This is a genomic window from Bacillus testis (assembly GCF_001243895.1).
Lineage (GTDB): Bacteria > Bacillota > Bacilli > Bacillales > DSM-1321 > Bacillus_AD > Bacillus_AD testis.
In genome coordinates, this window is sequence record NZ_LN851186.1 from 2,131,523 (window position 1) to 2,156,598 (window position 25,076).

The 25,076-nt window shown below is 39.8% G+C and carries 29 protein-coding genes; 6 read left to right on the plus strand and 23 right to left on the minus strand.

Annotated features, from left to right (window positions below; translation table 11 throughout):
* Positions 1–36: 36 nt before the first annotated feature.
* From fabF to pyrH, 15 genes are all read right to left on the minus strand, one after another.
* Positions 37–1,287 carry a beta-ketoacyl-ACP synthase II gene (fabF, locus tag BN1765_RS10810; RefSeq protein ID WP_050615139.1) on the minus strand — a complete coding sequence of 417 codons (1,251 nt, stop codon included), beginning with the start codon at positions 1,285–1,287 and terminating at the stop codon, positions 37–39.
* Between the two features lie 134 nt (positions 1,288–1,421).
* Positions 1,422–2,363 (minus strand): alpha/beta hydrolase, encoded by a 942-nt coding sequence (locus tag BN1765_RS10815; RefSeq protein WP_050615140.1) that lies wholly within the window; start codon positions 2,361–2,363, stop codon positions 1,422–1,424.
* Positions 2,364–2,502: 139 nt separating this feature from the next.
* Positions 2,503–2,796 carry a DUF2653 family protein gene (locus BN1765_RS10820; protein WP_050615141.1) on the minus strand — a complete coding sequence of 98 codons (294 nt, stop codon included), beginning with the start codon at positions 2,794–2,796 and terminating at the stop codon, positions 2,503–2,505.
* A complete protein-coding gene (locus BN1765_RS10825) occupies positions 2,784–3,245 on the minus strand; it encodes a hypothetical protein (RefSeq protein ID WP_315969829.1) in 462 nt (153 codons plus the stop codon). The genes BN1765_RS10820 and BN1765_RS10825 overlap by 13 nt, the downstream gene beginning before the upstream one ends.
* A 78-nt stretch (positions 3,246–3,323) precedes the next feature.
* Positions 3,324–4,724, minus strand: coding sequence for an FAD-dependent oxidoreductase (locus tag BN1765_RS10830; RefSeq protein WP_050615142.1), 1,401 nt, complete (start codon positions 4,722–4,724; stop codon positions 3,324–3,326).
* Positions 4,725–4,997: 273 nt separating this feature from the next.
* Positions 4,998–5,393 carry a replication termination protein gene (locus BN1765_RS10835; protein ID WP_050615143.1) on the minus strand — a complete coding sequence of 132 codons (396 nt, stop codon included), beginning with the start codon at positions 5,391–5,393 and terminating at the stop codon, positions 4,998–5,000.
* Between the two features lie 326 nt (positions 5,394–5,719).
* Entirely contained in the window at positions 5,720–6,940 is a 1,221-nt protein-coding gene (locus BN1765_RS10840) for a DEAD/DEAH box helicase (protein ID WP_050615144.1), read from the minus strand.
* 188 nt (positions 6,941–7,128) lie between these two features.
* Positions 7,129–7,728, minus strand: a complete 600-nt coding sequence (locus BN1765_RS10845; RefSeq protein WP_050615145.1) for a hypothetical protein — start codon at positions 7,726–7,728, stop codon at positions 7,129–7,131.
* 49 nt (positions 7,729–7,777) lie between these two features.
* Positions 7,778–8,533: an exodeoxyribonuclease III gene (locus BN1765_RS10850; protein ID WP_050616747.1), complete on the minus strand. Its 756-nt coding sequence runs from the start codon at positions 8,531–8,533 to the stop codon at positions 7,778–7,780.
* Positions 8,534–8,644: 111 nt separating this feature from the next.
* Complete coding sequence (locus BN1765_RS10855; RefSeq protein ID WP_050615146.1) at positions 8,645–9,175, minus strand: chromate transporter; 531 nt, start codon at positions 9,173–9,175, stop codon at positions 8,645–8,647.
* Positions 9,172–9,738, minus strand: a complete 567-nt coding sequence (locus BN1765_RS10860; protein WP_050615147.1) for a chromate transporter — start codon at positions 9,736–9,738, stop codon at positions 9,172–9,174. The genes BN1765_RS10855 and BN1765_RS10860 overlap by 4 nt, the downstream gene beginning before the upstream one ends.
* Before the next feature lie 198 nt (positions 9,739–9,936).
* Positions 9,937–10,407 carry a hypothetical protein gene (locus tag BN1765_RS10865; protein WP_050615148.1) on the minus strand — a complete coding sequence of 157 codons (471 nt, stop codon included), beginning with the start codon at positions 10,405–10,407 and terminating at the stop codon, positions 9,937–9,939.
* A 63-nt stretch (positions 10,408–10,470) separates the two neighbouring features.
* Positions 10,471–11,268, minus strand: a complete 798-nt coding sequence (locus tag BN1765_RS10870) for a carbon-nitrogen hydrolase family protein (RefSeq protein ID WP_050615149.1) — start codon at positions 11,266–11,268, stop codon at positions 10,471–10,473.
* A 19-nt stretch (positions 11,269–11,287) separates the two neighbouring features.
* Positions 11,288–11,668 carry a DnaJ family domain-containing protein gene (locus tag BN1765_RS10875; RefSeq protein WP_050615150.1) on the minus strand — a complete coding sequence of 127 codons (381 nt, stop codon included), beginning with the start codon at positions 11,666–11,668 and terminating at the stop codon, positions 11,288–11,290.
* A 182-nt stretch (positions 11,669–11,850) separates the two neighbouring features.
* Positions 11,851–12,591, minus strand: a complete 741-nt coding sequence (gene pyrH, locus BN1765_RS10880; protein WP_050615151.1) for a UMP kinase — start codon at positions 12,589–12,591, stop codon at positions 11,851–11,853.
* 254 nt (positions 12,592–12,845) lie between these two features.
* On the opposite strand from pyrH, the gene BN1765_RS10885 reads away from it, so the two are divergent.
* The gene (locus BN1765_RS10885; protein WP_050615152.1) at positions 12,846–13,487 is read left to right on the plus strand and encodes a GTP pyrophosphokinase; all 642 of its coding nucleotides are present in this window, start codon (positions 12,846–12,848) and stop codon (positions 13,485–13,487) included.
* Positions 13,488–13,641: 154 nt separating this feature from the next.
* On the opposite strand, the gene BN1765_RS10890 is transcribed toward BN1765_RS10885, so the two are convergent.
* From BN1765_RS10890 to BN1765_RS10900, 3 genes are all read right to left on the minus strand, one after another.
* Positions 13,642–14,013, minus strand: a complete 372-nt coding sequence (locus BN1765_RS10890; protein ID WP_050615153.1) for a TetR-type transcription factor C-terminal domain-containing protein — start codon at positions 14,011–14,013, stop codon at positions 13,642–13,644.
* A 206-nt stretch (positions 14,014–14,219) separates the two neighbouring features.
* Positions 14,220–14,582: a phosphotransferase gene (locus BN1765_RS19800; protein ID WP_050615154.1), complete on the minus strand. Its 363-nt coding sequence runs from the start codon at positions 14,580–14,582 to the stop codon at positions 14,220–14,222.
* A gap of 118 nt (positions 14,583–14,700) precedes the next feature.
* Positions 14,701–15,384 carry a DUF421 domain-containing protein gene (locus tag BN1765_RS10900; protein WP_050615155.1) on the minus strand — a complete coding sequence of 228 codons (684 nt, stop codon included), beginning with the start codon at positions 15,382–15,384 and terminating at the stop codon, positions 14,701–14,703.
* A gap of 281 nt (positions 15,385–15,665) precedes the next feature.
* On the opposite strand from BN1765_RS10900, the gene BN1765_RS10905 reads away from it, so the two are divergent.
* The gene (locus BN1765_RS10905) at positions 15,666–15,956 is read left to right on the plus strand and encodes a hypothetical protein (RefSeq protein ID WP_050615156.1); all 291 of its coding nucleotides are present in this window, start codon (positions 15,666–15,668) and stop codon (positions 15,954–15,956) included.
* 226 nt (positions 15,957–16,182) lie between these two features.
* Here the strand turns inward: BN1765_RS10905 and BN1765_RS10910 are convergent, their stop codons facing one another.
* The 3 genes from BN1765_RS10910 to BN1765_RS19805 all read right to left on the minus strand — a co-directional run bounded on the left by BN1765_RS10910 (position 16,183) and on the right by BN1765_RS19805 (position 18,739).
* A complete protein-coding gene (locus tag BN1765_RS10910; RefSeq protein WP_050615157.1) occupies positions 16,183–16,569 on the minus strand; it encodes a hypothetical protein in 387 nt (128 codons plus the stop codon).
* A 113-nt stretch (positions 16,570–16,682) separates the two neighbouring features.
* Entirely contained in the window at positions 16,683–17,696 is a 1,014-nt protein-coding gene (locus BN1765_RS10915; protein ID WP_050615158.1) for an IS1595 family transposase, read from the minus strand.
* Positions 17,697–18,181: 485 nt separating this feature from the next.
* Complete coding sequence (locus BN1765_RS19805) at positions 18,182–18,739, minus strand: hypothetical protein (RefSeq protein ID WP_050615159.1); 558 nt, start codon at positions 18,737–18,739, stop codon at positions 18,182–18,184.
* A gap of 511 nt (positions 18,740–19,250) precedes the next feature.
* Between BN1765_RS19805 and BN1765_RS10930 the strand changes: the two genes are divergently transcribed.
* A complete protein-coding gene (locus tag BN1765_RS10930; protein WP_050615161.1) occupies positions 19,251–19,943 on the plus strand; it encodes a hypothetical protein in 693 nt (230 codons plus the stop codon).
* A 327-nt stretch (positions 19,944–20,270) separates the two neighbouring features.
* Here BN1765_RS10930 and BN1765_RS10935 read toward each other — a convergent pair whose 3' ends face one another.
* Together BN1765_RS10935 and BN1765_RS10940 are read right to left on the minus strand one after the other, a co-directional pair.
* A complete protein-coding gene (locus BN1765_RS10935) occupies positions 20,271–21,434 on the minus strand; it encodes a M28 family peptidase (RefSeq protein WP_050615162.1) in 1,164 nt (387 codons plus the stop codon).
* A 745-nt stretch (positions 21,435–22,179) separates the two neighbouring features.
* Complete coding sequence (locus tag BN1765_RS10940) at positions 22,180–22,569, minus strand: sporulation protein (protein ID WP_069203018.1); 390 nt, start codon at positions 22,567–22,569, stop codon at positions 22,180–22,182.
* Between the two features lie 522 nt (positions 22,570–23,091).
* Here BN1765_RS10940 and BN1765_RS10945 point away from each other — a divergent pair.
* The 3 genes from BN1765_RS10945 to BN1765_RS10955 are packed head-to-tail and all read left to right on the plus strand — an operon-like array spanning position 23,092 to position 25,053.
* Positions 23,092–23,877: a fumarylacetoacetate hydrolase family protein gene (locus tag BN1765_RS10945; protein ID WP_050615164.1), complete on the plus strand. Its 786-nt coding sequence runs from the start codon at positions 23,092–23,094 to the stop codon at positions 23,875–23,877.
* Complete coding sequence (locus tag BN1765_RS10950; RefSeq protein WP_050615165.1) at positions 23,874–24,644, plus strand: fumarylacetoacetate hydrolase family protein; 771 nt, start codon at positions 23,874–23,876, stop codon at positions 24,642–24,644. The genes BN1765_RS10945 and BN1765_RS10950 overlap by 4 nt, the downstream gene beginning before the upstream one ends.
* Positions 24,645–24,660: 16 nt before the next feature.
* Positions 24,661–25,053 carry a 5-carboxymethyl-2-hydroxymuconate Delta-isomerase gene (locus BN1765_RS10955; protein ID WP_050615166.1) on the plus strand — a complete coding sequence of 131 codons (393 nt, stop codon included), beginning with the start codon at positions 24,661–24,663 and terminating at the stop codon, positions 25,051–25,053.
* The last annotated feature ends 23 nt before the right edge of the window (positions 25,054–25,076 follow it).

Genomic DNA, 25,076 nt, shown 5'->3' on the forward strand with positions numbered 1-25,076 from the left:
TGTTGAGAATGAACGGGATTATGCTTAAAAAGAAAGTCAGGAACTCTTTCTCATGCTTTGAAAGACAAGGACGCTATTATGGCTGCCGAACCCCAATGAATTCGAAATAGCAACATCAATGACTCCTTCACGCTGCTGCAGAGGAACATAATCCAAATCACATTGCGGATCAGCATTTTTTAATCCCAGTGTCGGCAGGATGATAGTATGGTTCATCATTTTCAATGTCAGCATCGCTTCTACTGCAGATGAAGCGCCCATCATGTGGCCAGTCATACTTTTCGTGGAGGAAACAGGGATTCGGTAAGCATGGTCTTGAAAGACGGTCTTGATTGCTTCCGTTTCAAATTGGTCGTTATATTTAGTGCTGGTGCCATGGGCGTTTATATAGTCCACGTCTTCTGCAGAAAGGCCCCCTTGAGCCAAGGCCAGTTTCATGGCTCTCACTGCCCCTTCGCTGCCGGGTGCAGGCGAGGTAACATGATAAGCGTCCGATACCGAGCTGTAACCGACAATTTCGCCGTAAATATCTGCATTTCTCCGAATGGCCGATTCATAGGATTCAAGTATGACCACTCCTGCCCCCTCACCCATGACGATGCCGTTCCTATCCCTGTCAAAAGGCCGGCAAGCGGTTTCGGGATCCGGATTTGTGGATATGGCACGCATTGAACAGAAAGATCCTATACTTAGCGCAGTTAGTGAAGCATCGGCACCCCCTGCTACCATGCAGTCGGCTTCTCCTCTCTGGATTGTATGATAGGCATCACCAATACAATTGGCGCTGGAAACACAGGCCATGACAGAACAGTTATTAGCACCCTTGGTCCCTAATGCAATCGAAATCTGGCAAGCTGCCATATTGGGCATAATCAACGAAGTGGCAAACGGAGAGAGTTTCTTATATCCTCCTTTTTGGAAAGATGACACAGCTTGTTCAAAGCTTGATACCCCGCCAATCGCCGTACCGAAAGAAACACCGATTCGGTCATTCTCCACATCTTTTCCGATGACAATCCCCGCATCTCTAATGGCCATAAGGGCGGATGCAACGCCCATTTGGGTAAACCGGTCCATATGATGCTGTTTTTTGGCAGTTGTATAATCTTTTAAATTAAAATTCTTTACTTCTGCTGCTGTTTTGGCGGGCAAGTCTGTACAGTCGAAGTGCGTGATCGGGCCAATTCCCGTCCGCCCTTCACATGCCGCCTTCCATGTGTCCTCTATTGTGTTTCCGAGCGGGGTGACGGCTCCCATCCCCGTTACGACTACTCTCTTCATTGCCATTCCCCCATTTTATTTTTTACCTATATTATCCAATTCTATTCTTTCTACAAAATTCCTTTTCATTTCTGCATTTTTCTTGGATGGACGACAATAAATGACAAAAAAAGCGGGGAATTCCCCGCTTTCTTGTCATTTTATTTAATATAGTTTGATAAAAATCCTTCAACCTCATCTTGATATTTTCCTGGATCTACATCATACGCATTGCCATGTTGCGCCCCAGGCACAATATACAACTTCTTCTCTACTTTTGCTTGCTTATACAACCGATGGACCATTTCGACTGGAACAAATGTATCTTCGTCGCCATGGATAAATAGGATTGGCAGTTTTGCTTTTTCCACTTGTTTAAGTGCGGAAGCTTCACTGAATGAATAACCATCTTTTATCTTCGTATACAAGCTTGTGCTAGGCACGATCGGGAAACGCGGAAGATTGTACAATTGCTTCAATTGATACGTCAGGACATCTTCTGCCGATGTATAGCCGCAATCATCAATAATTGCTTTTACTTGTTGAGGCAATTGTTCCCCACTAGTCATCAGGACTGTAGCTCCCCCCATAGAGACACCATGGAGGACAATCTGAGTAGAATTACCATTCATATTAAGGACGGTTTGGATCCATCTCAGATAATCTTTTCTTTCATGCCATCCAAAACCGATATAATTTCCTTCACTTTCCCCGTGTCCCCTTGCATCAGGCATCAACACATTATACTTCCATTCTTCATGGTACATTTTCGCAAACCGCGCCATATCCTTAGCCTGCCCCGCATAACCATGAGCAAGGATGACTGTTTTATCGCTAGTGCCTTTGGCCGGTAAATAATAGCCTTTTAGCTTAAAGCCATCATTTGATTTTATGCTGATCGTCTGGACCGGCTGCTTTGCCAGCCATTTTTGAGCGTCTGCATGTAGTGAGTCATCCGTCGTTTTTTCCATGTCCTCGCTCGTTTCCAGAAATGGTTTTGGCCCGCGTTCTACAGCAACCTGATAGAAATAGCTGCTCACTCCGGCAAGGGCGATTACGATCACAACTGCCAGGATTAATAGGATACTAATTAATTTTTTCATTTTTACACGACTCCATCAAAATTATAAATAAACCTATTGAATCGTAGCAAATTCGTCCCCAACTGTATACAGAGTCGTTTGCATTACCGGGAATTACCTGTGTACAGAAAAGGCGTTTGCCTATGCAAACGCCTTTTCATTATTGATTGATATATGCGATTATGCCTTCTTCATCATCCAGTACGAATTCAATTCCGGCGTATGGATTGCCGCCTAGCTGATGCTCAATATAATAGCGCATCGCTTCAATCATATCGCGATGAGAAAGAATCTGGTTACGGCCGGCAAAGTAAATTTCTGCTGAAAAACCATACTTTTCATCATCATATTCCAGTTCTACTTCAATATCTTCCGGATTCATCCTTTTGTTATTGGCGGAAAACAGACAGATACTATTGATGATATCTTGTTCATCCAGCTTTAGTTTCTCCATGTGCGGTCTTCCTCACGTCGGCGTTTATTAGTGAAAAGAGAAATAATCTTCACGACAATTGAAATCAAGACAACGATTGCCAGTACGTTTACTACTAAACCAAGTAAAGCACCAAACGCTCCCATGTTACCGAAAAGTCCGCCAAACAGCATTCCGGCCAATCCTCCGAAAAGCATCCCTTTCATAAAGCCGCCGCCCCGTTTAGTAGAAGCAGTGTTCGTCTGATTGTTTTTGGTTTTATCTTTATTGGTCACAGAATTTTGCTGGTTGGTTGTTTTTTTATTATTTTGGAAGTTTGATATACCTCCGTTATTGCTGTTGAATCCACGCTTACCGGATTTATACGATTTGGCACTCGCATGGTGGTCCTGATCCTGGAATACATAGCTTCCCAATGGCGATAAAGCCAAAGAAAGCGTCAAAAATGCTGCTAATACTTTCTTCATCATTACTTAAATTCCTCCAATAATATTTGTTGGTATCATTTTATATATAATGATCCTATCATTATATATACGTTTGATAAACTAAATAGTTTCATTTTTTAAGTCTTTTACTGTTTTAAATAAATCATGGACCGCTTCACTCATTATTTCATTCGTGAAAATTTGGTCCCTCAATACTTCATAGCTCTGGTTTGATTTCATTGCCTGGTGGATTAGGTTGATTAATTCCTGCGATTCCGCACAGAATAATGCACAACCTAAAATTAAACCTGACATTTCGTCTACTATTACTTTCAACTTTCCTTCTGTTACTTCAAGCCATTCAGCTTTTTGTATGTAAGAGACCGGTATTAGGATCGCTTTATAGGAATATCCTTGTTCTTTTGCTTCCTTTTCAGTCAGGCCGACACGGGAAAACGGTGGATCAAAAAATAGGGAATACGGAACGATTTCCTGCTCTTTTGTCGTTTTGTTTCTTTGGACTTCGAGATCATCCATCACAATTCTGTAATCATCAAGAGAAGCGTGCATGAATCGGCTGCCTCTTCCAGCATTCCCTATAGCATACACGTTTGGAAAAGAAGATTGCAAATGGCCATCGACTGTGAAGGAACCATTTTCATTTTGCTGAATATCCGTACTTTGCAGCTCTTTTGTGTTCAGCGTTCTTCCTGGAGCGATTAAGATGACTTCAGTAATCATTTCCTGAGGATGGCCAGTTTGATCCTTATAATAAATGATAGAACCACGTTCGACATCTTTCATTTTTTCCACGATGGTTCCCAGATGAAAATCGATGCCTTGTCTCTCCATCACTTCTTTAACAGTGTCTGCCATATCCCTATCTTCCATAGGCATGAAAGTGTTCAACGAATCAAAGACCATTACTTTGCTTCCAAAATTCGCGTACATGCTCGCAAATTCGAGGCCGACAGAACCAGCCCCAATAATCGCTATGCGGCGAGGCAATTGTTTTAGATTCATGATTGACGTGCTATTGAATACATGCTTGCTTTCATGCAGTCCCTTAATAGGCGGCTCGTTATCAGCAACAAAACCTGTATTGATAAAGATATGCGTGCCTGTAAGCCTCCATTCATCGTCTCCATCGTTGACTGCTATAACAGAATCAGAAACAAAAGAACCAACCCCATTATAAACAGTGACATTTTCTCTATCCGCCAATGTATGAACATGTTCATTGCGGAGAGCCGATTCCCACTGCCTTTTCTTTTCAATTGCTTGTCTATATGCTTTAGCCTTTTGTCTGTAATTTTTCAATTGGCACTTTTTTATTTGAGATGCTTCTTGGATCAAATTCTTGGAAGGAATGCATCCGATATTTATACATTTTCCTCCATAGCTACCCTTCGATTGTTCAATCATAGCAACCGTGTTTCCCCTATTCGCCAAGTCAGCTACAATGCTTTTTCCCGCTTCGCCAAATCCGATTACAATTGCGTCATACTGTATTGTATCCATGTTCTCTCTCCTTCAATGATCTCCAGAGATGTTCCTTGAAGATGAACAGGATGGCTCTTTTAGGATCGTCTTTTTAAATCCTACAGAACGCCCCCTTTTATTTTTGGACAAACCACTCCCAATTGCCTATCTAGTACGTTTTACCCTCTGCAGTTCCTATGAAAACAATCTGAAGAGAAGATGCGGGTTAGCAATAGATCTTACTAGTGAAATCGATGATGAAAAGGCAGATATGAACCGTTTTTCCGGTAATATCCCTGACTTCCGTCTTTGTTATCTTGTATTCTTTAAAGGGCTATAATGGTCTTCAATCGCTTTACTTAATAGCCCTATGCATCTATCTAATTCAACTTTCATCTGTTTCTTGAATAGCCTTGATTCTTCTTTGCCTTTATCCGTTAAGTGATAAATGACGATTTCCTGGAAGTCAACGCCTGGCTCTCCTTTGATTTTCTTTTCCCTGCGTACCATCCCTTCTTTATATAACTCATGTAATGATTTATAAATTTCCGAGTGATTCGGTGAATAGCCATATTGCTTAAATTCTTTGCGCAAATCCTCAAGCATTTGAGATCCGTAACCTTTTTGTTTCTCAATATAACCCAATAAGTAAAGCTTCAAGAAAGCCCGTTGTTTTAAGAGAAAGCCTCTGCTTTGTTGTTCGTTCATCTTTCCAGCACCTTTCCTAAAATGATGTTCCAATTGTTCTATAATGGTTAATTCTATATCTTTTTCGGTAAATCCTGCAATTTTTCCACCTTAATTTTATATTTAACTATGCCACAAACTATTTGTTAGCTATGCACAAGGATTTAATTACGTCCAAATGCTCACTATACTTTGCTTATTTGCAAGATCGCTCGTTCAGCGAGAATCTTTTGAATTATGATCAATTTTTACTAAATTTATATTGAATTTTAAAATTACTATTGATAATTTAGAACATAGTTTAACAAGAACTATAAGATTAAAGATAAAACCACTGATCAGTGGTTTTATCTTCTCGACTTATGGCGAATTTGCTTTCTGTTTTTCCGTTTGCTGCTGGGATCGGCTTTTGGTTGTGCATGGAGCTTAGCAGCAATCTGTTTTAAGTGTTTTTCATCAGGCAAAGGCATCTGCTCCATCTGGATATGCAGTTCTTGTTCGATATCCTTCAAGGCTTTTGCATCTTCTTCCGTATAAAAAGTGACAGATGTTCCGTGCATCCCTGCGCGCCCTGTCCGGCCGATTCTGTGCACATAACTTTCGCTATCTTCCGGGATATCATAATTGTATACATGCGTTACCCCTTCGACATCCAGCCCACGTGCGGCTACATCTGTTGCCACCAGCAGTTGCAATTTAGCTTCACGGAAACGTTTCATCACTCTTTCCCTTTTTGGCTGAGAAAGATCACCGTGCAGTTCATCGCATTCCATGCCATAGGCCTGTAGGATGCTGTTTAGTTTCATTGCCCGTCTGATCGTTCTGCAGAAAATGACAGCAAGAAAAGGATTTTGCTCTTCAATCAAAGAGATAATTAACGGTTGTTTGCCTCTGTCGGTTGTTAGATAGGCAGTCTGCTCCACTGTATCCGCCGGCCCTTGTACCTTCTCTATTTGAATCGTTTGCGGTTCATGCAAATGAGTTTTGGCCAATTTCTTGACCGTATCGGGCATCGTAGCGGAAAAAAGCAGTGTTTGCCTTCTGTAAGGGGTGGATTCAATGATTTCTTCTACTTCGCGCTGGAAGCCAATATGCAACATTTGGTCGGCTTCATCCAACACTAAATACGCGATTTCTGATAGATCGATACTTTTTCTTCGCAAATGGTCCAATAATCGTCCTGGTGTGGCAACGACTATATGGATATTTCGTTTTAGCTTATTCAATTGTTTTTGGACATCTTGCCCTCCATAGGCAGCAAGAATATTGATTTCTTCATCATCCAGTAACAATTTTTTGAGTTCTGCTGTAATTTGAATTGCAAGTTCCCTGGTCGGGGTCAGGATTAACACTTGAATATGTTCACTGCCGGCATCTATTTTTTCTAGGATTGGCAATAAAAAGGCAAGTGTTTTGCCAGTCCCCGTCTGGGCTTGGGCAATTACATCTTTGCCAGACATAATAAGCGGCATAGCTGCTTCTTGGATCGGCGTCGGTTCGGTTATGCTTTGTTTTTTTAATTGGGCGGCTCTTTTTTCAGAAAGCCCTAATGTCGTAAATTCAGACAAATCTTATCCCTGCTTCCTATTGTGTTCCGTGCATCAATATGCATACTGCTATTTATATTGCTTGTTTTTTCAGCAAAACGCAAGTAAAAATGCCATTGTAAACGATTTTCTTCACTGAATCGGCCATATGCAAAAAACCGGCAATCCATTTTTGCCGGTTTTTTGCATGAATCAAATACATCTTTGCTTCACTGATTGCCTTCTACTGTTTTTCCCAATGTGAAAAGAAATCCATAGATTAATTCAAATGCTTCGCGGATATTCATCTCTTCCCGGAAACCATCTACATAATCCAATGTAAAATTCAATTCCCATAAACCATCATTCTGGCTGAACATCAAGGAATAAAGCGGTATTTCCCCTTTCAGGGAGCTGTCGAGAAATTGTGTAATGCTGGAATGGCATTTTTTCGGGAGTTTCAGTCCTGTCATGACATTATACGTTTTGAACACATCATCCTCTTCAAAAGAGAGCCCATCGATTCCAATGCAATCAAACCAGGAAGACTCCGCATAAAGAAACTCTTCTTTATGCTCTTTAAAATAAGAGATCGGCTGGTTCAAGAAATCTGAGGTTTCCTCAGAAATAAAATTTTCCGTTTCTTTGTCGCCTCTCTCTAGATAGGCAGAAGCAAACCGTTCATCTTGTTTTCCTTCTTTGACAGCCAAACCTTCGGGAATCAGTCCGTGTTCCGCTGCATAACGCTTTTCCTCTTCATATAATACGATGCACTCGCGATTATGCTCTTCTGCCTTTTTAATATAGGCTTTTACCTGTTCTTTCAACATGATTCATTTCCTCCTGTTGCGATTTGGCGGTTTCTTCTGTTTTTGGCTATTACAAGTCTAACAGTATGCCCACCGGACAATGATCGCTTCCTAAAATATCACTATGTATAAAAGCATCCTTCAAATTGGGAGCCAAACATTCTGAAACAATAAAATAGTCGATGCGCCAACCAATATTGCGCTCCCTAACCTTATTCATATAACTCCACCATGAATAACGCTCCGCTGCATCAGGGTAGAGGTAACGGAAACTGTCCACAAAGCCGGATTCCAGTAAAAGGCTCATTTTGTTTCTTTCTTCATCCGTAAAGCCGGAATTGCCTCGGTTGGCAGCCGCATTTTTTAAGTCGATCGGCTGGTGCGCCACGTTTAAATCACCGCATAATATGACTGGTTTAATGGTATTCAGGCTTTTCATATAGGCCCTGATCTCATCTTCCCATTGTAAACGGTAGCCCAAGCGGGATAAATCCCTTTTTGAATTCGGCGTATAGACATTCAATAAGATAAACTGTTCAAATTCGAGGGTCAATGATCTTCCTTCAAATTCAGATTCCTTGCCTCCAATGCCATACGATACCGACAACGGCTTTTGCTTAGTAAAAACAGCCGTACCGGAATAGCCTTTTCTCTCTGCATAGTTCCAGTATTGCTCGTAACCATCGAGTGGCAATTCAATCTGCCCTTCCTGCAGTTTTGTTTCCTGGATACAAAAAATGTCGGCGTCCACGCTGTGAAAATAATCGAGAAACCCTTTTTTCACACACGCTCTAATGCCATTCACGTTCCATGATACCATTTTCAACATTCTATTATGCTCCCCCACATATAGTCTAAGGCTACTATACTATGTTAAATGCCTTTTTTGTAGCGAAAAGGCGCTGAAACTCTCTTATTGATATGATTCAAAACTGCATCAACCCAAAAATAGCGCACCGTATAGCAAGGAAGCAGCGATGACATATGCGGGATGGATTTTGAATTTTTCCATCAACAAGAAGGCAGCAACCGCAATGATGATTGTCTGTGCCAGCGCGACTGTTTCATACCCTTCTATAAAAAAACGAAGGGCCATCACACCGAGCAACACTGCAATGATCGGCCGGATGAAGTTAGTGAGCCGTTTGACCTTTGGGGAGTCCTTATGCTTCATAATCACCGCAAGCAACAACACCATCATGATGAGGCTTGGCGCCACGGTAGCAAACAATGCAACGGCCGCCCCTCCTGCACCGGCTACTTCATATCCGACATAACCTGCCATTTTGGTAGCAATCGGTCCGGGAAGCGCATTCCCGACAGCAATCATTTCACTAAACTCCGATACGCTCATCCAGCCATATGTATCAACCACCTGTTCCTTTACCAAGGGAATATTCGCCGGACCGCCTCCGTAGCCTAACATGCCTGGAATAAAAAAGGCCAGAAACATCTGCCAATAAATCATGCTTTCCCCTCCTTAGCTTCCCCTTTATTTTTTGAAGAAGGCAAGATAAGAGCAACGACCAAGACTACTATAATGACAATCGGGGTCGGGATATGGATGACTTCCATCAAGAAAAAACCAGCTGCCATAAAAAATAACGTTTTTATCCAGCCCATCGTCTTTGATGACTTATCGGCAAAATCCCAAGTCATTGTTGCGAGCATGACACCCACAACCGGTATGACAGCAGAGGTCATACCTTGAACCCAGCCTTGATCGCGATAATTCGATATCAGGCCCAAAAACGCAATCATGATGAGTACTGTCGGCATCACGGAAGCTATGACAGCCACTAGCATGCCCAGCCAGCTTTTCTGCCGATAGCCGATATAACCAGCTAATTTAGTCGCAATCGGTCCAGGCAAAGCATTGGCTAGGGCAATTAAATCAGAAAATTCTTCGTCGTCCATCCATTTGTGACCATTCACCGCTTCTATTTTTATTAGTGGAATAACCGATGGACCACCTCCATAGCTAAGCATTCCCACACGGAAAAAAGCCATAAAAAGATCCTTATAAATCATTGTGTCACCTTTCTTTCTTTTGTACACTTCCTTTGAACTCAAGTAATGGTAGTATTGTTGTTTTCATACCCATGAAATATGTATGTGGACTTGGCGTGATTGACTGCTGTCTGCATATAAACACTGCATTCATTAATAATACCCTGTGAGGATTCCTTGATACAATAAAAAAAGCCGCATCTGCAGCTTTTCATCGTCTTAGAGGCCAATCCTCAGCCATAGTTTTTTGTTTTTCAAGTAAACGTCCTTTATAGATCCCACAGGGACTGCCTTGACTCCCTTCAATTGATTGCAATCCACGAACAGCATTCCATCCCTATAGCGGATTCCTTCCTGCTTATTAAACAGCTTCTTCCTGATCCATTCCTTATTAAAAGGCTTCATTTGCTCGATTAAAAGGCAAATAGTCCTTTGTTCTGCGGATATCGGCTTGCATTTAATCTCAAAAGGCAGGTTTAAGATGCCTGCCCGGTAGCTGCCTGACAGCGTTATCCGCTCATCATCCAATTGAATATTTAACCCCGTGATAGAGTTGCTGTGCCTGTTCAATAACCATTGAAGCCCCTGTTCCCCGATCGGGATAGGAACGGATTGTTCGGATACTTTATCCCGAATTGCTGTTTTGAATAATTCCTGTCGCCCAAAAACGCCGCCAATGATTTTTTTCATACGATATGTTACCTGCCTTAGAACATTTTTTTGGCAGTATATGTCATACCCGGCCAAGCGGTGTCAAATGCGATATATATCTGGTCGCCGATTAGCCAAACAAGGAACTTTTTTTCTTGTTTCCGCTACTAGATTGCGATCAATATAATCTGATATCACACCTTCTTCTGATTCTAATTGCTTGAGGATCTTGCCCATTGGATCGACCAAAGCACTTCTGCCCGTATAAATCGAGCCGGTTTGATTACACCCGCAAACAAAGACTGTGTTTTCAATTGCCCGGGCCTTCAGCAAGATGTCCCAATGCGTTTCTTTCATCGGTCCTTTCACCCATCCGGCCGGGATAATAATCATGTCTGCCCCCTGGATTGAGAGCTGTCTAGCGATTTCCGGAAAACGAAGCTCGTAACAGACCATCAAGCCAATTTTCCCGAAAGGCGTATCTAACGGTTCAAACAGTTCGTCACCCTTTAAGATTGTGTCGGATTCACGGTATGAAAAAGCGTCATAAAGATGTGTTTTACGATATACACGCTCAATGCTGCCGTCAGGATTGATAACAACCAACGAATTATATGCCTGTTTTTCATTTCCTTCGACACATTCGAAAATCCCACATATCACATAGGCTTCTGCAACTGCCGCTGCTTTTTGCAAAGCTTTTACAAAAGGGCCGTCAATCGGCTCTGCAACCACCGTTGGTTTAATCCCGTTCTCTGCCGTAACCAATGCCATGCTCATTTCTGGCAAAACGATTATCCGAGCATTTTGCTGGGCAGCCAACCTGATATAGGCCAAACATTTATCCAAATTTTCTTTTTTATTTTCTGTTGTACTGATTTGGGCAGCAGCTATGATCATTTGATTCACTCCTTATCACTCATTGCCAAGATTTCTCTTGCTCCTTTATTTTATCAAAATAGATAGGAGGCTTTTGCATAGCCACAGGACATAATGCGTTATAAGAGATGATTTCTTTATTTACGGAAGCGATTTCTTCCTCTATTTTTTCTATTGCTGCGTGTTGATCGACATGCTCTATTAATAATAACAGCTTTTTATGGATTGCTTTCTTCTTTTCCAGCCATGGAGGCAAGTAGCCGGCATCCTTGGCAATCTTTACAAAAGAATCATACACATTTCCTTTGAAAAATGTTTTTGGCAAGGGCTTTCCGAATCCAGGATTATTCTTAAGGTCCAATTCTTCCCCGTCCGGCCGGTACTCAATCGAAGCGCCCATTTCTTTCGTTTTCTTATCCATAGTGTCTCCCCTCTTTCTTATGCGCTTTGTATTTCACATTAGAGCATCTTACGTTTTTAAAAGAAAAAAGAATAACGACTAAAGCAACCATTGAAACGTAAACAAGTGTCAGATCGATCAGTGAATCTTTCATCTTTTTCTTAGTGTAGGCAGCACTATGGAAAAACAGATTATTCAGATAATTATTCTAGCATAAATTCTGTCATTCCTGCCGATATTAATGTCCCTTGCTGTTCTCCCAAGCAAATGCTTCTCATAGCCCCGACTTGCTCAAAATTAAAAATATGTACAGGCAACTGGTAATCCCTCGCCAATAATAATGCAGATTGGTCCATCACTTGAATATTATTCGAAATGACATCATTATAATTCAAGGTCTTAAACATCTTGGCGTCTCCATTTGATTTGGGATCCTCCGTATACACGCCGTCCACTCCTTGCTTTGCGACCAATATGCCATCGCAGCCCATCTCGATTGCCCGCTGGACGCTTGGATAATCGGTCGTTACAAAAGGCTGCCCGTTACCGCCGCCAAAGATGACAATGCTGCCCCTATCCAAATGGCGGATCGCCTTTAGCCGGATATACGGTTCAGCAACCGTAGTCACAGGAATAGACGACATCACCCGAACGTCTCGGACTGTCTTTGACTTAAACACCCCACGCAGCATTAAGCTATTGATAATTGTGCCCAATGTACCGATATTATCAGCTTCTACGCGATCAATCCCCCAAGCCTGCGCAAATTTCCCTTTAAAAATATTGCCCCCACCCACCACAATGGCCACTTCAATATTCGATTCAATAATAGAAAGCACTTCATTTGCAATATGGTCGAGCATGGCATTGTTAAAGCTATTTCCATTTTGGTCAGACAGCGCACCGCCGCTCAGCTTTATGAGCACTCTTTTGTATGGTTTCATCCGATCTCTCCCGTCTATGTTCTCAAGATATTTCACCACTATTTTCCTGTATCCATAGTATGCAATCAAATTCCTGCTGTCAACGTTGAATCAAAGATCCGCCCTCCCCCATATGATTGGCCAAAACGTTCTGTCCAACACAAACAAAAAGAATTTTCATAAGAGTTTCCACTATTATTCTTACCTTCGCTATTCTAGAATGATAGTGTATAAACCCTATATAGAAATTAAATGACTTACAGGAGATTACGCAAATGATGGAAATGGATAAAGAAACTTTAAAACAATGGCAATTCTTCATGATGAAATATAAGTTTGGACTAGATGAAATGAACACGAAGCTGAATATTATCAATGATGAATTCCAATTCCTGCACGACCATAATCCAATAGAACATATTAAATCCCGCATCAAGAAACCAGATAGCACCATCAGGAAATTAAGGCGAAAAGGGTTGGAACCCACCATCGAAAACGCTGACAAGCATATTAAAGACATTGCTGGAATCCGGGTGATCTGTTCCTTTATCTCGGATATCTACACCATTTTTGAAATCATTAAAGGCCAAGATGACGTAAAAGTGCTTCAAGTTAAGGATTATATCGCTGAACCGAAGCCCAATGGCTACGAAAGCTTGCATATTCTTGTCGAGGTGCCGGTCTTTTTGACTGACCGTACAGAAAACGTTTGTGTCGAAATCCAAATCAGAACAATTGCCATGGATTTCTGGGCGAGTTTGGAGCATAAGATTTATTATAAGTTCCAAAAGGAAGTGCCTGCCTCATTGACATCCGAACTTAAAGCGGCAGCAGAAATGGTCCATTATCTTGACCACAAAATGAAGAATATAAAAGAAGAGATGGACCTTTATAAGCTTATGGAACTTGAAGTGTAGCACCAACAACATTTAATTAAATAGCAATCTGCAAGCCCTATAAAAGGGGTTGCAAATGAAAAAAGCCCCGTTAATAATAACGGGAGCTTTTTTCATCAAATGCGAGCGACCCAAACATCCGTAAAGATAATGGAATCCCGGCAAGTATGACATCTCATTTTTGTGCATGGATGCCATTTAAAATCATATCAAGGAAAATCGTTGAGAGTTCCTCCTCCGACACCTCGCCTTCAGGATCAAACCAATAGTATGTCCAATTCGTCATGCCGAGGATGCCAAACGTAATCATATCACCGTTTAAATCTTTCCGGAATACGCCGGAAGAAATACCTTCATCTATAACAGTCTGATAGTTTTCCCTGAAAAGATCCCGTTGCTCCTGGATCTTTTCAAATTGCGAATCTTCCAAATTTCTCATATCCCGAAAAAAAATACGGGCACTGCTCCGCTGGTCTTTAATACTTCGCAACAGCATCAATACCAATTTATTAAGCTTTTCTTCACAATCCAGAGAATCGTCCCGCATGATTTCTTCTTGCTGCCCAACAGAATGGTGATGTAGTTTAAACAGATATCATTTAAAATAAATTGTTTGACCAGCCAATCCATAAGTTTCTCCACGCCGGAATGTCATCCGTTTTAGATGCATTGTATCTCTTTATCCAACCATAAACTTGTCTTTCCATGAATCCGTCGGGCTGGCCCATTTCCTTGAAACCAGTTTAACGGTAATCAATCCCGTGCAGATTCACCAGTTGTTTGACCATGATTTCCGATAGTTGCTTGCACACCTGTTCCGTAGCTGCCACTCCTTCTGAAAAAAGCAGTATCCAGCACGATTCCCCGCTTTCTTTCCATAATCATAAAAGGGCTGCCTATTATAGTCTCATCATCGCAAAAGGCATAAGGCTTAGGAGCTGCCGGAAAGATTGGATGCAAATGGGTAAGGACGGTGAATTCCCTTTCCATATCATGCGCTTTAGGGGCAACAGGCCCTAAGGGAGGGCGCCTTAACACAGCTTCCCATTCTCCGAGGCCCAGGCTATAAGTCAAGTTTGAATGGCCGGCACGATAAAGATAGATTGATATAACCATTTAAGAAAAAATGAAAACAGCACCATATTGTACCATCCTCATTTTTCTGTTTTAGGATAAAAAGATAGATTCTCGTCCATCAAATATGAAGAAGTATGACCTTCTTCAACGATCTACATTATTTAGGTGAAATATATAATCCCCCATCTTCTTTCCAGTCAGCATAAAAGACATTATTTAAGCCTTTGTACCCATTAGTATTCAGTTCTTTTAGTAACCATTCTTCATCATGGCCAGTTTCATGCAAATTTTCCATTATGATTTCTCCATCCATTATCAATGTGATCGGTAATTCTACTTGTTTTTCAGTGAAATGAAAATCCTGCATATTTGGTTTTTGATATTTAGATTTGAAAGCAATACTAATTTGGCCATTGGGTTCCAAAATACCAAACTCAACTTCCCTTACTGAAAACACACTTTTTTGCCGGAGCAAACTTAATATTTGATTGATGTCCAACTTACTTTTTTTGACTACTTCAGGGTCTATTATTCCGTTCCTGATCAGAATTGCCGGCTTCCCTTGCAGCATAAATCTAATTTTTATGCTTTTCTGCGCGGTAATCCTTAAAATCAACATAAGGACTGTCCATAAGCCAATAGCGTAAAGAAATTTTATCACGCTTACATTATTTTCATATATGATATGCCCTAAAAAATCATCAAGCATGAGAATAAACACAAAATGGAAAGGTGTTAATTGGGATAATGAAGTTCTTCCTGTCATAATAAGGATGATGTACAAGGAGGCAAAACCAATACAAACCTTCATGGCAATTAAACCTAAGCTCGCTTCACTCAACGTTGTTACCTCCAGAATCATTATAGCTATAGATTCATTATGTTAATGAAAGGCAATAATTATACGATAACGTGAAACGTAGAATTTTTGGGGTTCATCATCCTTCCTTCTCTAGAACCAACTTAGCTTTAATTGTTATTTGATCTCTTCCCTATCTTTTTCATGTTAACGTAGGAGTCTTAGCTTTATTTTGGCTGGATAAGGATCCATTCTTCTTTCCAGAAGCATAATTATTTCCTTTTTACGAAAAATAAAGGAAACAAACAAAAGGAGAAGATTAAATGGCCAATACTGATCATATCCATGAAGTGAAAATTGAAGTAATCGTACCGCCACATGAACAAACATGCCTTGCTGATGCAGGAGTTTATACAACATTTCTCGAGAAGAAATTCGCTAAAGAAATCACCAATTATATAAGTGAAAATATAGAAAAACTGCCGATTACCAAAATAGATGATTTCGACTATAATACGCATAACAATATCCATATTGCGGAATTTTGTATTGTATCTAAAGAATTAGCGGAAAAATATGTGAAAATGGAAAGTGAAGACAATATAAAAATTTGATATCCGTATTTTTACAGCATAAAAAGGGCATATCCTTAAATGAATATGCCTATCCCTTTTTAAATCGTTTCTAACTTGCCAGCTAATATATTTTTTTGGCTCTGTTCGTAAAGATTGTTGCTAACATTAATAAAATAGAGACAGCCCTTTTTGGCTGTCTCCGTTCTTGAATTAATGCCCCGTTAATTTAAATACAATCTTTGTGCTCTTTTATGATTGAACTTCTTTATTCATTTTTCAATGCAAAAGTTTCAACTTTATCATTCCAGATTACTTCTACTTCAATAATGTCTGATTCGGACGTAGAAATTTTGTCAGCGTTAATATCTTGTGTCACATATATGCCTTCAGTATTTAATTTTATATCACCCATACCCCAAGCCCAGTTTGGAGCATTAAGTTTAAACTCAATATTCTCAACCCCGATAGCCTCTTCTTTATACTTTAAAACAAATTCTTTTTCTTGGTTGTTTACCATATGTAGTTCAGCCGACCAAATATCAGTATCGCCTTTAAAGGTTACATTCGTAGGTTTATTTTCTTTTGATTCTGATTGGCAAGCAACTAAAAACAAAGAAAATAATAACACTATAATAAACAGTCTACTTTTCACGAAAACACTCCTTTTTTGTCAATTCTTTCTTATGTATTATTTTACCATAAACCTCAAATTACCACATCAATCAACCTGAACAATAGTGAAATAAGACATATTAGCAAAATACATCATTTGAAATTTCTAATCTCGATTACAGTAGTGAAATTAGCTTTTTTACAGGCGTTCAGCAACATTTCATCTGTATTTTCTTTAGAGGGAATTCTTTTGTTTAATTCTAAGAACCGATGCCATATCAAATAGCCGTTTAGGTATTTTGTTGCCACACCATTAAAACGGAGCATCCAATCTTTTAATCGACGATGATAACTATTAACGTGCTGGATGTGATAAATATTTTGCCGAACATATTCCTTTTTACGTGCATTAATAGCCTCGTGCTTTAATCCTTTCATAGCCGCAAATTTCTTATAATTTGTTGCTGTATCTGTGCATAACAAAGCAGAATCATCTAAATAATCACCAAGTACAGTATCTATCTCAAGTGCTGTTATTCGCCCTTTACCAGCAACTTCAGAGAGGATTTGACCGTTTCTATCGTGAGCAACAACCACACATATTTGTTCTTTAGATATGCCTCTTTTAGAAGCAGAACCGCCTCTTTTTCGAGGTTTTCGATGAATAAGATTCTTCTTCCCTTTATTACTCTCCAAGAAAAAGGTTTCGTCACTTTCAACTACACCTAAAAGTTTCCGATGACCAAGTGATTGCAAGGCAAACAGCACCTTATGTCTCCAATAAAAGGCGGTACTCAGGTGAATTTTCAATTCTTTAGCAATAGCTCTTAATGAACAACCTTCCACCATCATTTCAATGTACTTAAGCCATTTTTGAGGATATTTCGTACCAGACAAAGGGCTGCCTGTCATATCGTTAAACGATTTACCGCAATCTTTGCAAAGATAACGTTGACGAGCTTTATATGTACCATTTCTTTTAACAGACATACTCCCACAATGTACACAGGCTAATCCATTAGAAAAACGTTTCTCCCGAATATCCACAATTTTGTTAGAAATATTGGTTGCAGAATCTGGGAACAAATCTTCCTTCATAGCAAAGAAGAGCTTTCTCTGTTCCTCTTTGGTAAGGTCTGAAATTTGTTCATACATATCTAGCCACATCAATAGAATCGCTCCTGTCATAATAAGTTCAATTATTATAACAGTATGCCGTCCTCAGCAACAAATTATACGAACATAGCCATTTTTTTATATGCAATTTCCCTTTCCGTGTACTACTCAATTATCTGCAAACTTTTGTCTCCCTCAAGAATTTTTATATGTATGTATTGTATAAGTCACTTTCGGACCGTAGATATTCTTTAAAAGCTCTAACAAGTTCAGCTTCTTCAACATAAGATTAACATCTCGATAAGTAGATATTAAAATATTGATTATACTAAATTTCTTCAATTATAAAACGACTGTGGTACTTTCTCCTTAGTCCCTATATCAATCAATTTATTTCCCCTAGATGGCAATTAAAAAGTACATTACTTTGCTCATCGACTAGATAAAAAATAATCACTGAAAAATACTTTATTCTCCTCACCAGATTATCTTTATTTCACATTCAAAAAATGAATTAAATTAAAATACTTTATAAGTTAATATTTTCGGTAATAACCCCCGCCTTCATCTAATCCTCGATTAATATTGGTATTACCATCACCATCTCGATAATATGATTCAACATATGTACCATCACTTCTTTCATAACCCCTCACCTCATGAGGATCTATCCATGTTTGATTGGAAGAAGAATCATTAGAATCATAATTATCGCCATCCTCAAATGATGAATCGAAACCATCTGATATATTAAAGATTACAAGACCTAATGTAACCACTGATAAAACAAATATAAAAGGTGTAGCAAATGCTTTAGATTTGTTACATAAAAACACCCAAACAATAAAACATAATGCATATGCTGATATCATTGCAACGAAATCTAAATCTTCTATAGCGAAATAATGAATATATTTATCAATGTAATAACTTAAAGTTTCTACCATGTCTGAAAAGAACAATGAAACAATATAAAAAAAAGCCCCGTTTAACACCAAACCTAACCAAAATCTTAAAGAAAAAAATATCTTGATGATTCTTTTAATTCTAAAGTAAAGAATGATTGCAATTAGTATTCCAAACAATATCGACATATTCCCCCCCATTTCCTAATAGGCCCATTAAAAGATAGTAACATTTTCCTAATTAGGAAACAATATAAAATATTTAAAAAGCATTTTTAATACTATCCTTTAAATAGACAGTTTAAAAAATCAATTCAAATGAAATAATATTACGAACAATACAGGTTTACTTGCCCTGTTAGCTTCTTCTATTGTTTCATAGCCATATTCAATCGCATTTCTCTCGAACCGATGATGCCCCATTTTAACAGAATATACTGCAGCATCAAGGTATTCCTTTTCTTCTTCAGTCAATAGCTTATATTTTGGATTTGAAACTAAACTCACATTCTTCTTTAATAAATCTCTTTCAGACTAAAAAACTCCATTTTTTATTCCATTAAAAGGTGTTATAGTTCCAACTATTTCTCCTTTTAATCTCAGAATAAAATTCACTTAATTTAATTATGAAACGAATTAATGACTAGTCCCCATAACTGTAATATAATAGAAAAGTAGGTAAAAGATGGGGGTATTTAGAGTGGGTATATTTAATGAATTAGGTAAAGGGTTGGGAGGATTAGCTGGCATAGTTATAGGTAGCCCAATTAAATTTATAGGGGAAGTAACTGAAATAAAAATGTTAGAGAATATAGGAAATGGTGTTAAGCATTCCTCTAAATTTGCTGGTGAAGCCCTTGGTACTTTTACTGACGGTGCATTAGGTACAGTTTCAGGACTTATCAATGATGACCCTTCAAAGAGAGATCAAGGTTTGTCTGAAATGGGTACCGCTGTAGGTCAGACAGCAAAAGGAGTTTATAACTCTGCTAAAAATGTATTAAAAAACAGTGGTGACATCATAGTTGGTGCTATTGAGGGAGATATGGATAGTGTTAAAAAAGGTGCTGCTGGTATCGTTACTACTGTTGCAGTAGGTGCTTTAGCCGTTGGTGTAATTGATATTGTAGATGGAGTCGATGTAAGTGACGTAGATGTTGCTGAAACTGATGCAACAGATTACAATGTGGCTCAAGCAAGTGTATTAGAAACTGGAGTTGTTGGTGTAGAAGATATTAATCCAAATCCTGATACACACCATGTTGACTCTCACTATGTACAAGCCTATGATAGATCAGATGGAACACATGTTGATGGATATTGGAGAGGTGGAGATACTGGGTATGAACAGACTAATCCAGATAACACTACTTTAAATAATCTTAATACTTAAGCTTAAGCAATTATAAATTTATCCAGCACAATGCCTTAGGGTGTTGTGCTTTTATATTCTCTCTGTTTATGATAGCGAATATAAAATGTCAAGAATACTTTAAGTACCGAATTATATGATCACATCCCTTGGCTTAAACATTTCAGAATTCATGAAACATTGGTATATTTAAGCTTTATACTTCGTCTGGTTTAAAGAAAACATTCCTTAAATTAAGTGTCTAATTTTACGTTATCATTCCAAATGATGGAGATAGAAGAAAAACATATTTAAACTTTCAACGGCTAGAGCACATGCCCTGAATAGAATCCATGGCATTTGCCATTTTTAGATTGAATGCTGCAGAAAATCGACGAGGCGCTCCAACTTGTCTATGTCTAGCAGCTCAATTTTATCGTTTTCCGTATGAAGTATGGATTTCAACAATTCAAATATTTTGGAGGACGTTATAGCTATCGCTGGAACGCCGGAAACGGCAAACAGCGTGTGATCGCCTTGAGGCCACGGGTCGATCTGCTCAAATTCCGGTGTCTGCCGGCCAAGATTTATCACGGCCTCCTCCAGGGTTGCGGGACATTCATAAAACGAGTAAGAGATATTGCTGCCTCGCAGTCCAACGCCATCCACATTAAAAGCGCATATATATTCGTCAGGAGTGGCTAAACTGGAACGGAGATAGATCATTTCACCGGCGTTCGAGTAATAGTCCTCGCCGTTAAAGAGAACAAATTCAATACGATAGGGGTAATCGTTTCCCCTCAGACTGGCCGCAAGCGCAAGCAGAACCGCGACACCAGAAGCATTATCCAAAGCACCAGGCGTCCCGGGTGCTGTATCGATATGGGCAGAGAAGCAAACCTTTTGCGGTCCATCGCCATAAGTAGCAATCACATTGGCCGCCCGTGTGGCACTGCGGTCTGTGCGAAGGGTCAGCTCCGCGGTTTCACCGGATAAAAGCAAGGAGAGGCTACTCTTCGACACCACAGCACAGGGAATTTCAAAATCTCCATCTTCAATCACCGGGATCAATTCGTTGGAATCCAGGCTAGCTGTGATCACGGCGCAAGGCTTTCCTCTTTCCAACAGGGCGATAATTTCCTGATGCTCCTCCGGATTCCAAAACATGAAACTTTTAGGCATTAGAGGCTCTTGGCACAGTTCTCCATACAGAACCACAATTTTGCTGGTGAGGTCAGCTTTTCGCAGTTGCTTTACCGATCTGATACAGATAAGCTCGGCCTGCACACTGCATGGAAGGGAGTAGGGAGCCGGAGCAATCGTGGCGCTCTGTCCGTCAACCTTTAGAGTGCCACCATGATTCTGCCAGTTCATACAGTCGAATTCCTGTCGTTCCACTGACAACCCGCCCGCTTCAAACTCCGCGCATGCAAATTCCACCGCCGCACGGTTAGCATTAGATCCTGTAGGCCGCGGCCCAATTTCCTTACAAAGTTTGTGTAGATACTGTTCAATTCTCTCCTTTTGATTCATCCTGTTATCCTCCTTTGCTTTTTATGCAATAAGAATCGTAGAACATGGAGGGGCTTGAAGAGCGATGAGTAATGGCTGTTACGCTCCAGAAAGTCTAGACAATCAAGAGCCTACTCCTTTTACAACCCATAGTTTCTTTAATAACTATCTTCTTAATGAGCGGGGCTTATTTCTTGGTACGGGGACATTGGCTCTGTATTAGAGTACGATCCCTCTTTACATCTATTTTACCGTGTTTGGTATATTCCTTAAACTTTGGAACAGTTGTTTTTGCTGTAAACGGCGAATTATAGAGCATGAAAAACGGTGAAGTTATATCAGCAGCAATAAATTTTACGTACTTCATAAAATTTGAATTGTGCAGATCGTTTCCTATTTTCTTCTAGCACACGATTATTTGCCTTTCACATTTGTGCCTGGAAACACAACTCTACTAGCACATTGGGAACCCAACGCCTTAGAATTTTCCGGATACACATTGTATAAACAGGATAGATGACTTTATGTATAAAAAGCCTTATTATAAAACAAATAACACCCAACTCAAAAGAGTCCGGGTGTTATTTCAATTTCCATTTTATCTCATTCCAACCGGCACCAAGACCCACTTCAACTGATGCGCGAAACGAGGCAATGTATGTGGGAGATCTAGCGCCAGTAATATATAAAGGAGTATAACGTAACAAAACTCCTTTCTTCGATACCTATTAAAAAAAATCCATTAAATTAACAATCAGAGCCTATATCAGGAACAAATTCTGATCTCGTCATAATCCATTCCTTTATGGTTATCATAAAAGATAACTCGTGTATGAAACATATAAACGACTTGATCGGAACTTGGCTGCAGGTTATCGGGCAATTGATACTTGAAAGCAATCCGGATGCTTTCCTCATTGCCTAAGGTCTTAGTCATCAATATGGTTGCCGCACTTTCCCGAGACAAGACCTTCTGATTTTTGCAGTCTTTGATCAATAAATCGCATTCAAGTCTCTTAATGGTTTCGTTCATCCGACCGCCGGTTAATTGAAAGTGCCCAGAAACAAGATCTCCGCATCTATACTCCTTGGTATCCAGAACTAGATTGACATTGGTGCAACCAATTTTTAAAAGACGCATACATTTCTTTAACACTTTGCATTTACCCCCTATACATCAAAATGACCTATTTCCGTTGCTGTTTTAACTCTCTCCGTTGCATTTCTAAAAACCTTAAAATAAATATTGCTATATGGTCTCGGTTTGTTCTCTGAACATCATAGCTGATGATTAATAGGAAGTCAATTTAAAAATATGTGGCGCAATCCCCCAAAAAATACACTTATTTTTCTAAACACAATGGCCTATACATGTACGATTAGAAAGCTTCAATTCTTTAGAGAAAGCACCAAAAATAACGTGTCTATGTACCATAAAAAACAGCCGGAAAGCATCATACTTTAGGTATATTCTTTACAAATAACGTTCATATCTTAAATGTATTTTTCTCCAATAAGGCATTCCTGTTTTTGCATTACCTAACACGATCCTTATCCCCTTAAAACAAATTCATAAGAATACTTTTGTATAATTATTACAATTTTACATATTTATTGAATATTGTGAACTAACCATATATCATATCATATATGATTTCTTTTTTAAGGAGCGATCAAAATGGCTAATATTAGGCTTAAGTTCAAAAGCAGCCCCTATTTAGAAGCAGCTGAAACGAGCGATGGACATATCCTTTACAAAGGTAAAAAGTTCGCGATTAACCGTATGCCGTTGGATGTGCCGATCAATGGAACTGTCTATGGAACATTGCTTAACTACAAAAGTTCAATTGACGCATTGCAAGATATCATGCATAAACCGCCGTACAACAAACCTCCCTCAGCCCCCATTCTCTATATCAAACCGAATAATACGTTTACATCCTTTGGAGAGCCTGTGCCAATGCCGGAAGGTTGCGAACAATTGGAGATTGGAGCCTGTCTTGGCATAGTCATCGGCAAAACGGCAACCAGGGTACCGGAAGCAACAGCAATGGAATATATAGAAGGATACACTCTTGTAAATGATATCAGCATCCCTCATAAAAGCGTTTACCGGCCAGCAATCCCGTTTAAAGCCCGCGACAAGTTTTGTCCAATCGGTCCGTGGATCGTGGATAGAGATTCCCTCCCCCATCCTGAAGCATTAACCATACGTGTTTATATCAACGGTGAACTGATGCAAGTCCATTCCCCAGCCAATCTTGTCCGCCCGATCCCTAAATTGATAGCGGATATAACGGAATTTATGACGTTGAATAAAGGGGACTTGCTGCTGGCCGGCATTCCAGAAAACGCTCCCTTGGCAAAAATCGGCGACCGGGTTGTCATTGAAAGTGATGAAATCGGCTGCCTGGAAAATAAGATTATAGCGGAAGAAACCTACTCATTGGAGGGATTTCTATGAAGAGAGCGCGTGTCGCCTATAGCGGGGCGATCCATGAAGCATACGAAGAAAATGGTCGCTTGCGTTTGAATGACGGCCGATTGGTGGATGAAGAAGAAGTCGTTTGGCTTCCTCCTGTGGAACCAGGGACCGTTTTTGCATTGGGATTAAATTATGCGGACCATGCTAAAGAATTGGCTTTCAATGCCCCTTCTGAACCATTGGCGTTCTTGAAAGGCCCTAATACGTTTATCGGACACCGCGGCCAAACAAAGCGGCCCCGTGATGTGGACAATATGCATTATGAATGTGAGTTGGCAATTGTCATTGGCAAGACGGCCAAACATGTCAAAAAAGAAGAAGCCTATGATTATATTGAAGGCTATACAATTGCCAATGACTATGCAATCCGGGATTATCTTGAAAACTATTACAGGCCGAATCTCCGGGTTAAAAACCGGGATACTTGCACACCGATTGGGCCATGGCTGGTAGATAAGGAAGATATACCAGACCCTATGAATCTGACGCTCAAAACGTATATCAACGGGAAGCTTACACAACAAGGCACTACCAAGGACATGATTTTCAGCATAGCCGATTTGATTGAGTACTTCAGCGGATTTATGACACTTAGGCCCAACGATATCATATTGACAGGAACACCGGAAGGCTTGGCGCAAACAGCGGTCGGGGATGAAATAATTACGGAAATAGAAGGTATAGGCAGGCTCGCCAACACAATTGTAAGCGATGAACTCTTTACAGATAAATCAATGATTCCTTAAAGAAAGGATACCTTTTATGCCACATATGATTATCGAATATACCAACAATCTTGCAGACGATATCCAAATTGACGACTTGTTGAAAAAAGTGAATAAGATCCTTATGGCGCATCCTGCTATTTTTCCTATAGGCGGCATCCGGTCAAGAGCAATCGAAATAACTCATTATTGTATTGCCGATGGTTCCGAGGATGATGCTTTTGTCCATGCCACTTTAAAGATTGGGGCAGGCCGTACGGAAGACAATAAAAAAATGGTCTGCGATCAACTATTCAGCATGATGGAAACCCATTTAGCCCCCCTCTTCTCCAAAAGATATGTAGCGCTCTCGATGGAATTATACGAATTCAATGAGTCGGGAACCTATAAGAAAAATAATATCCATCAGCGTTTTAAATCGCAAGCGTAATGACCTATTTCTTAACAGCCAAC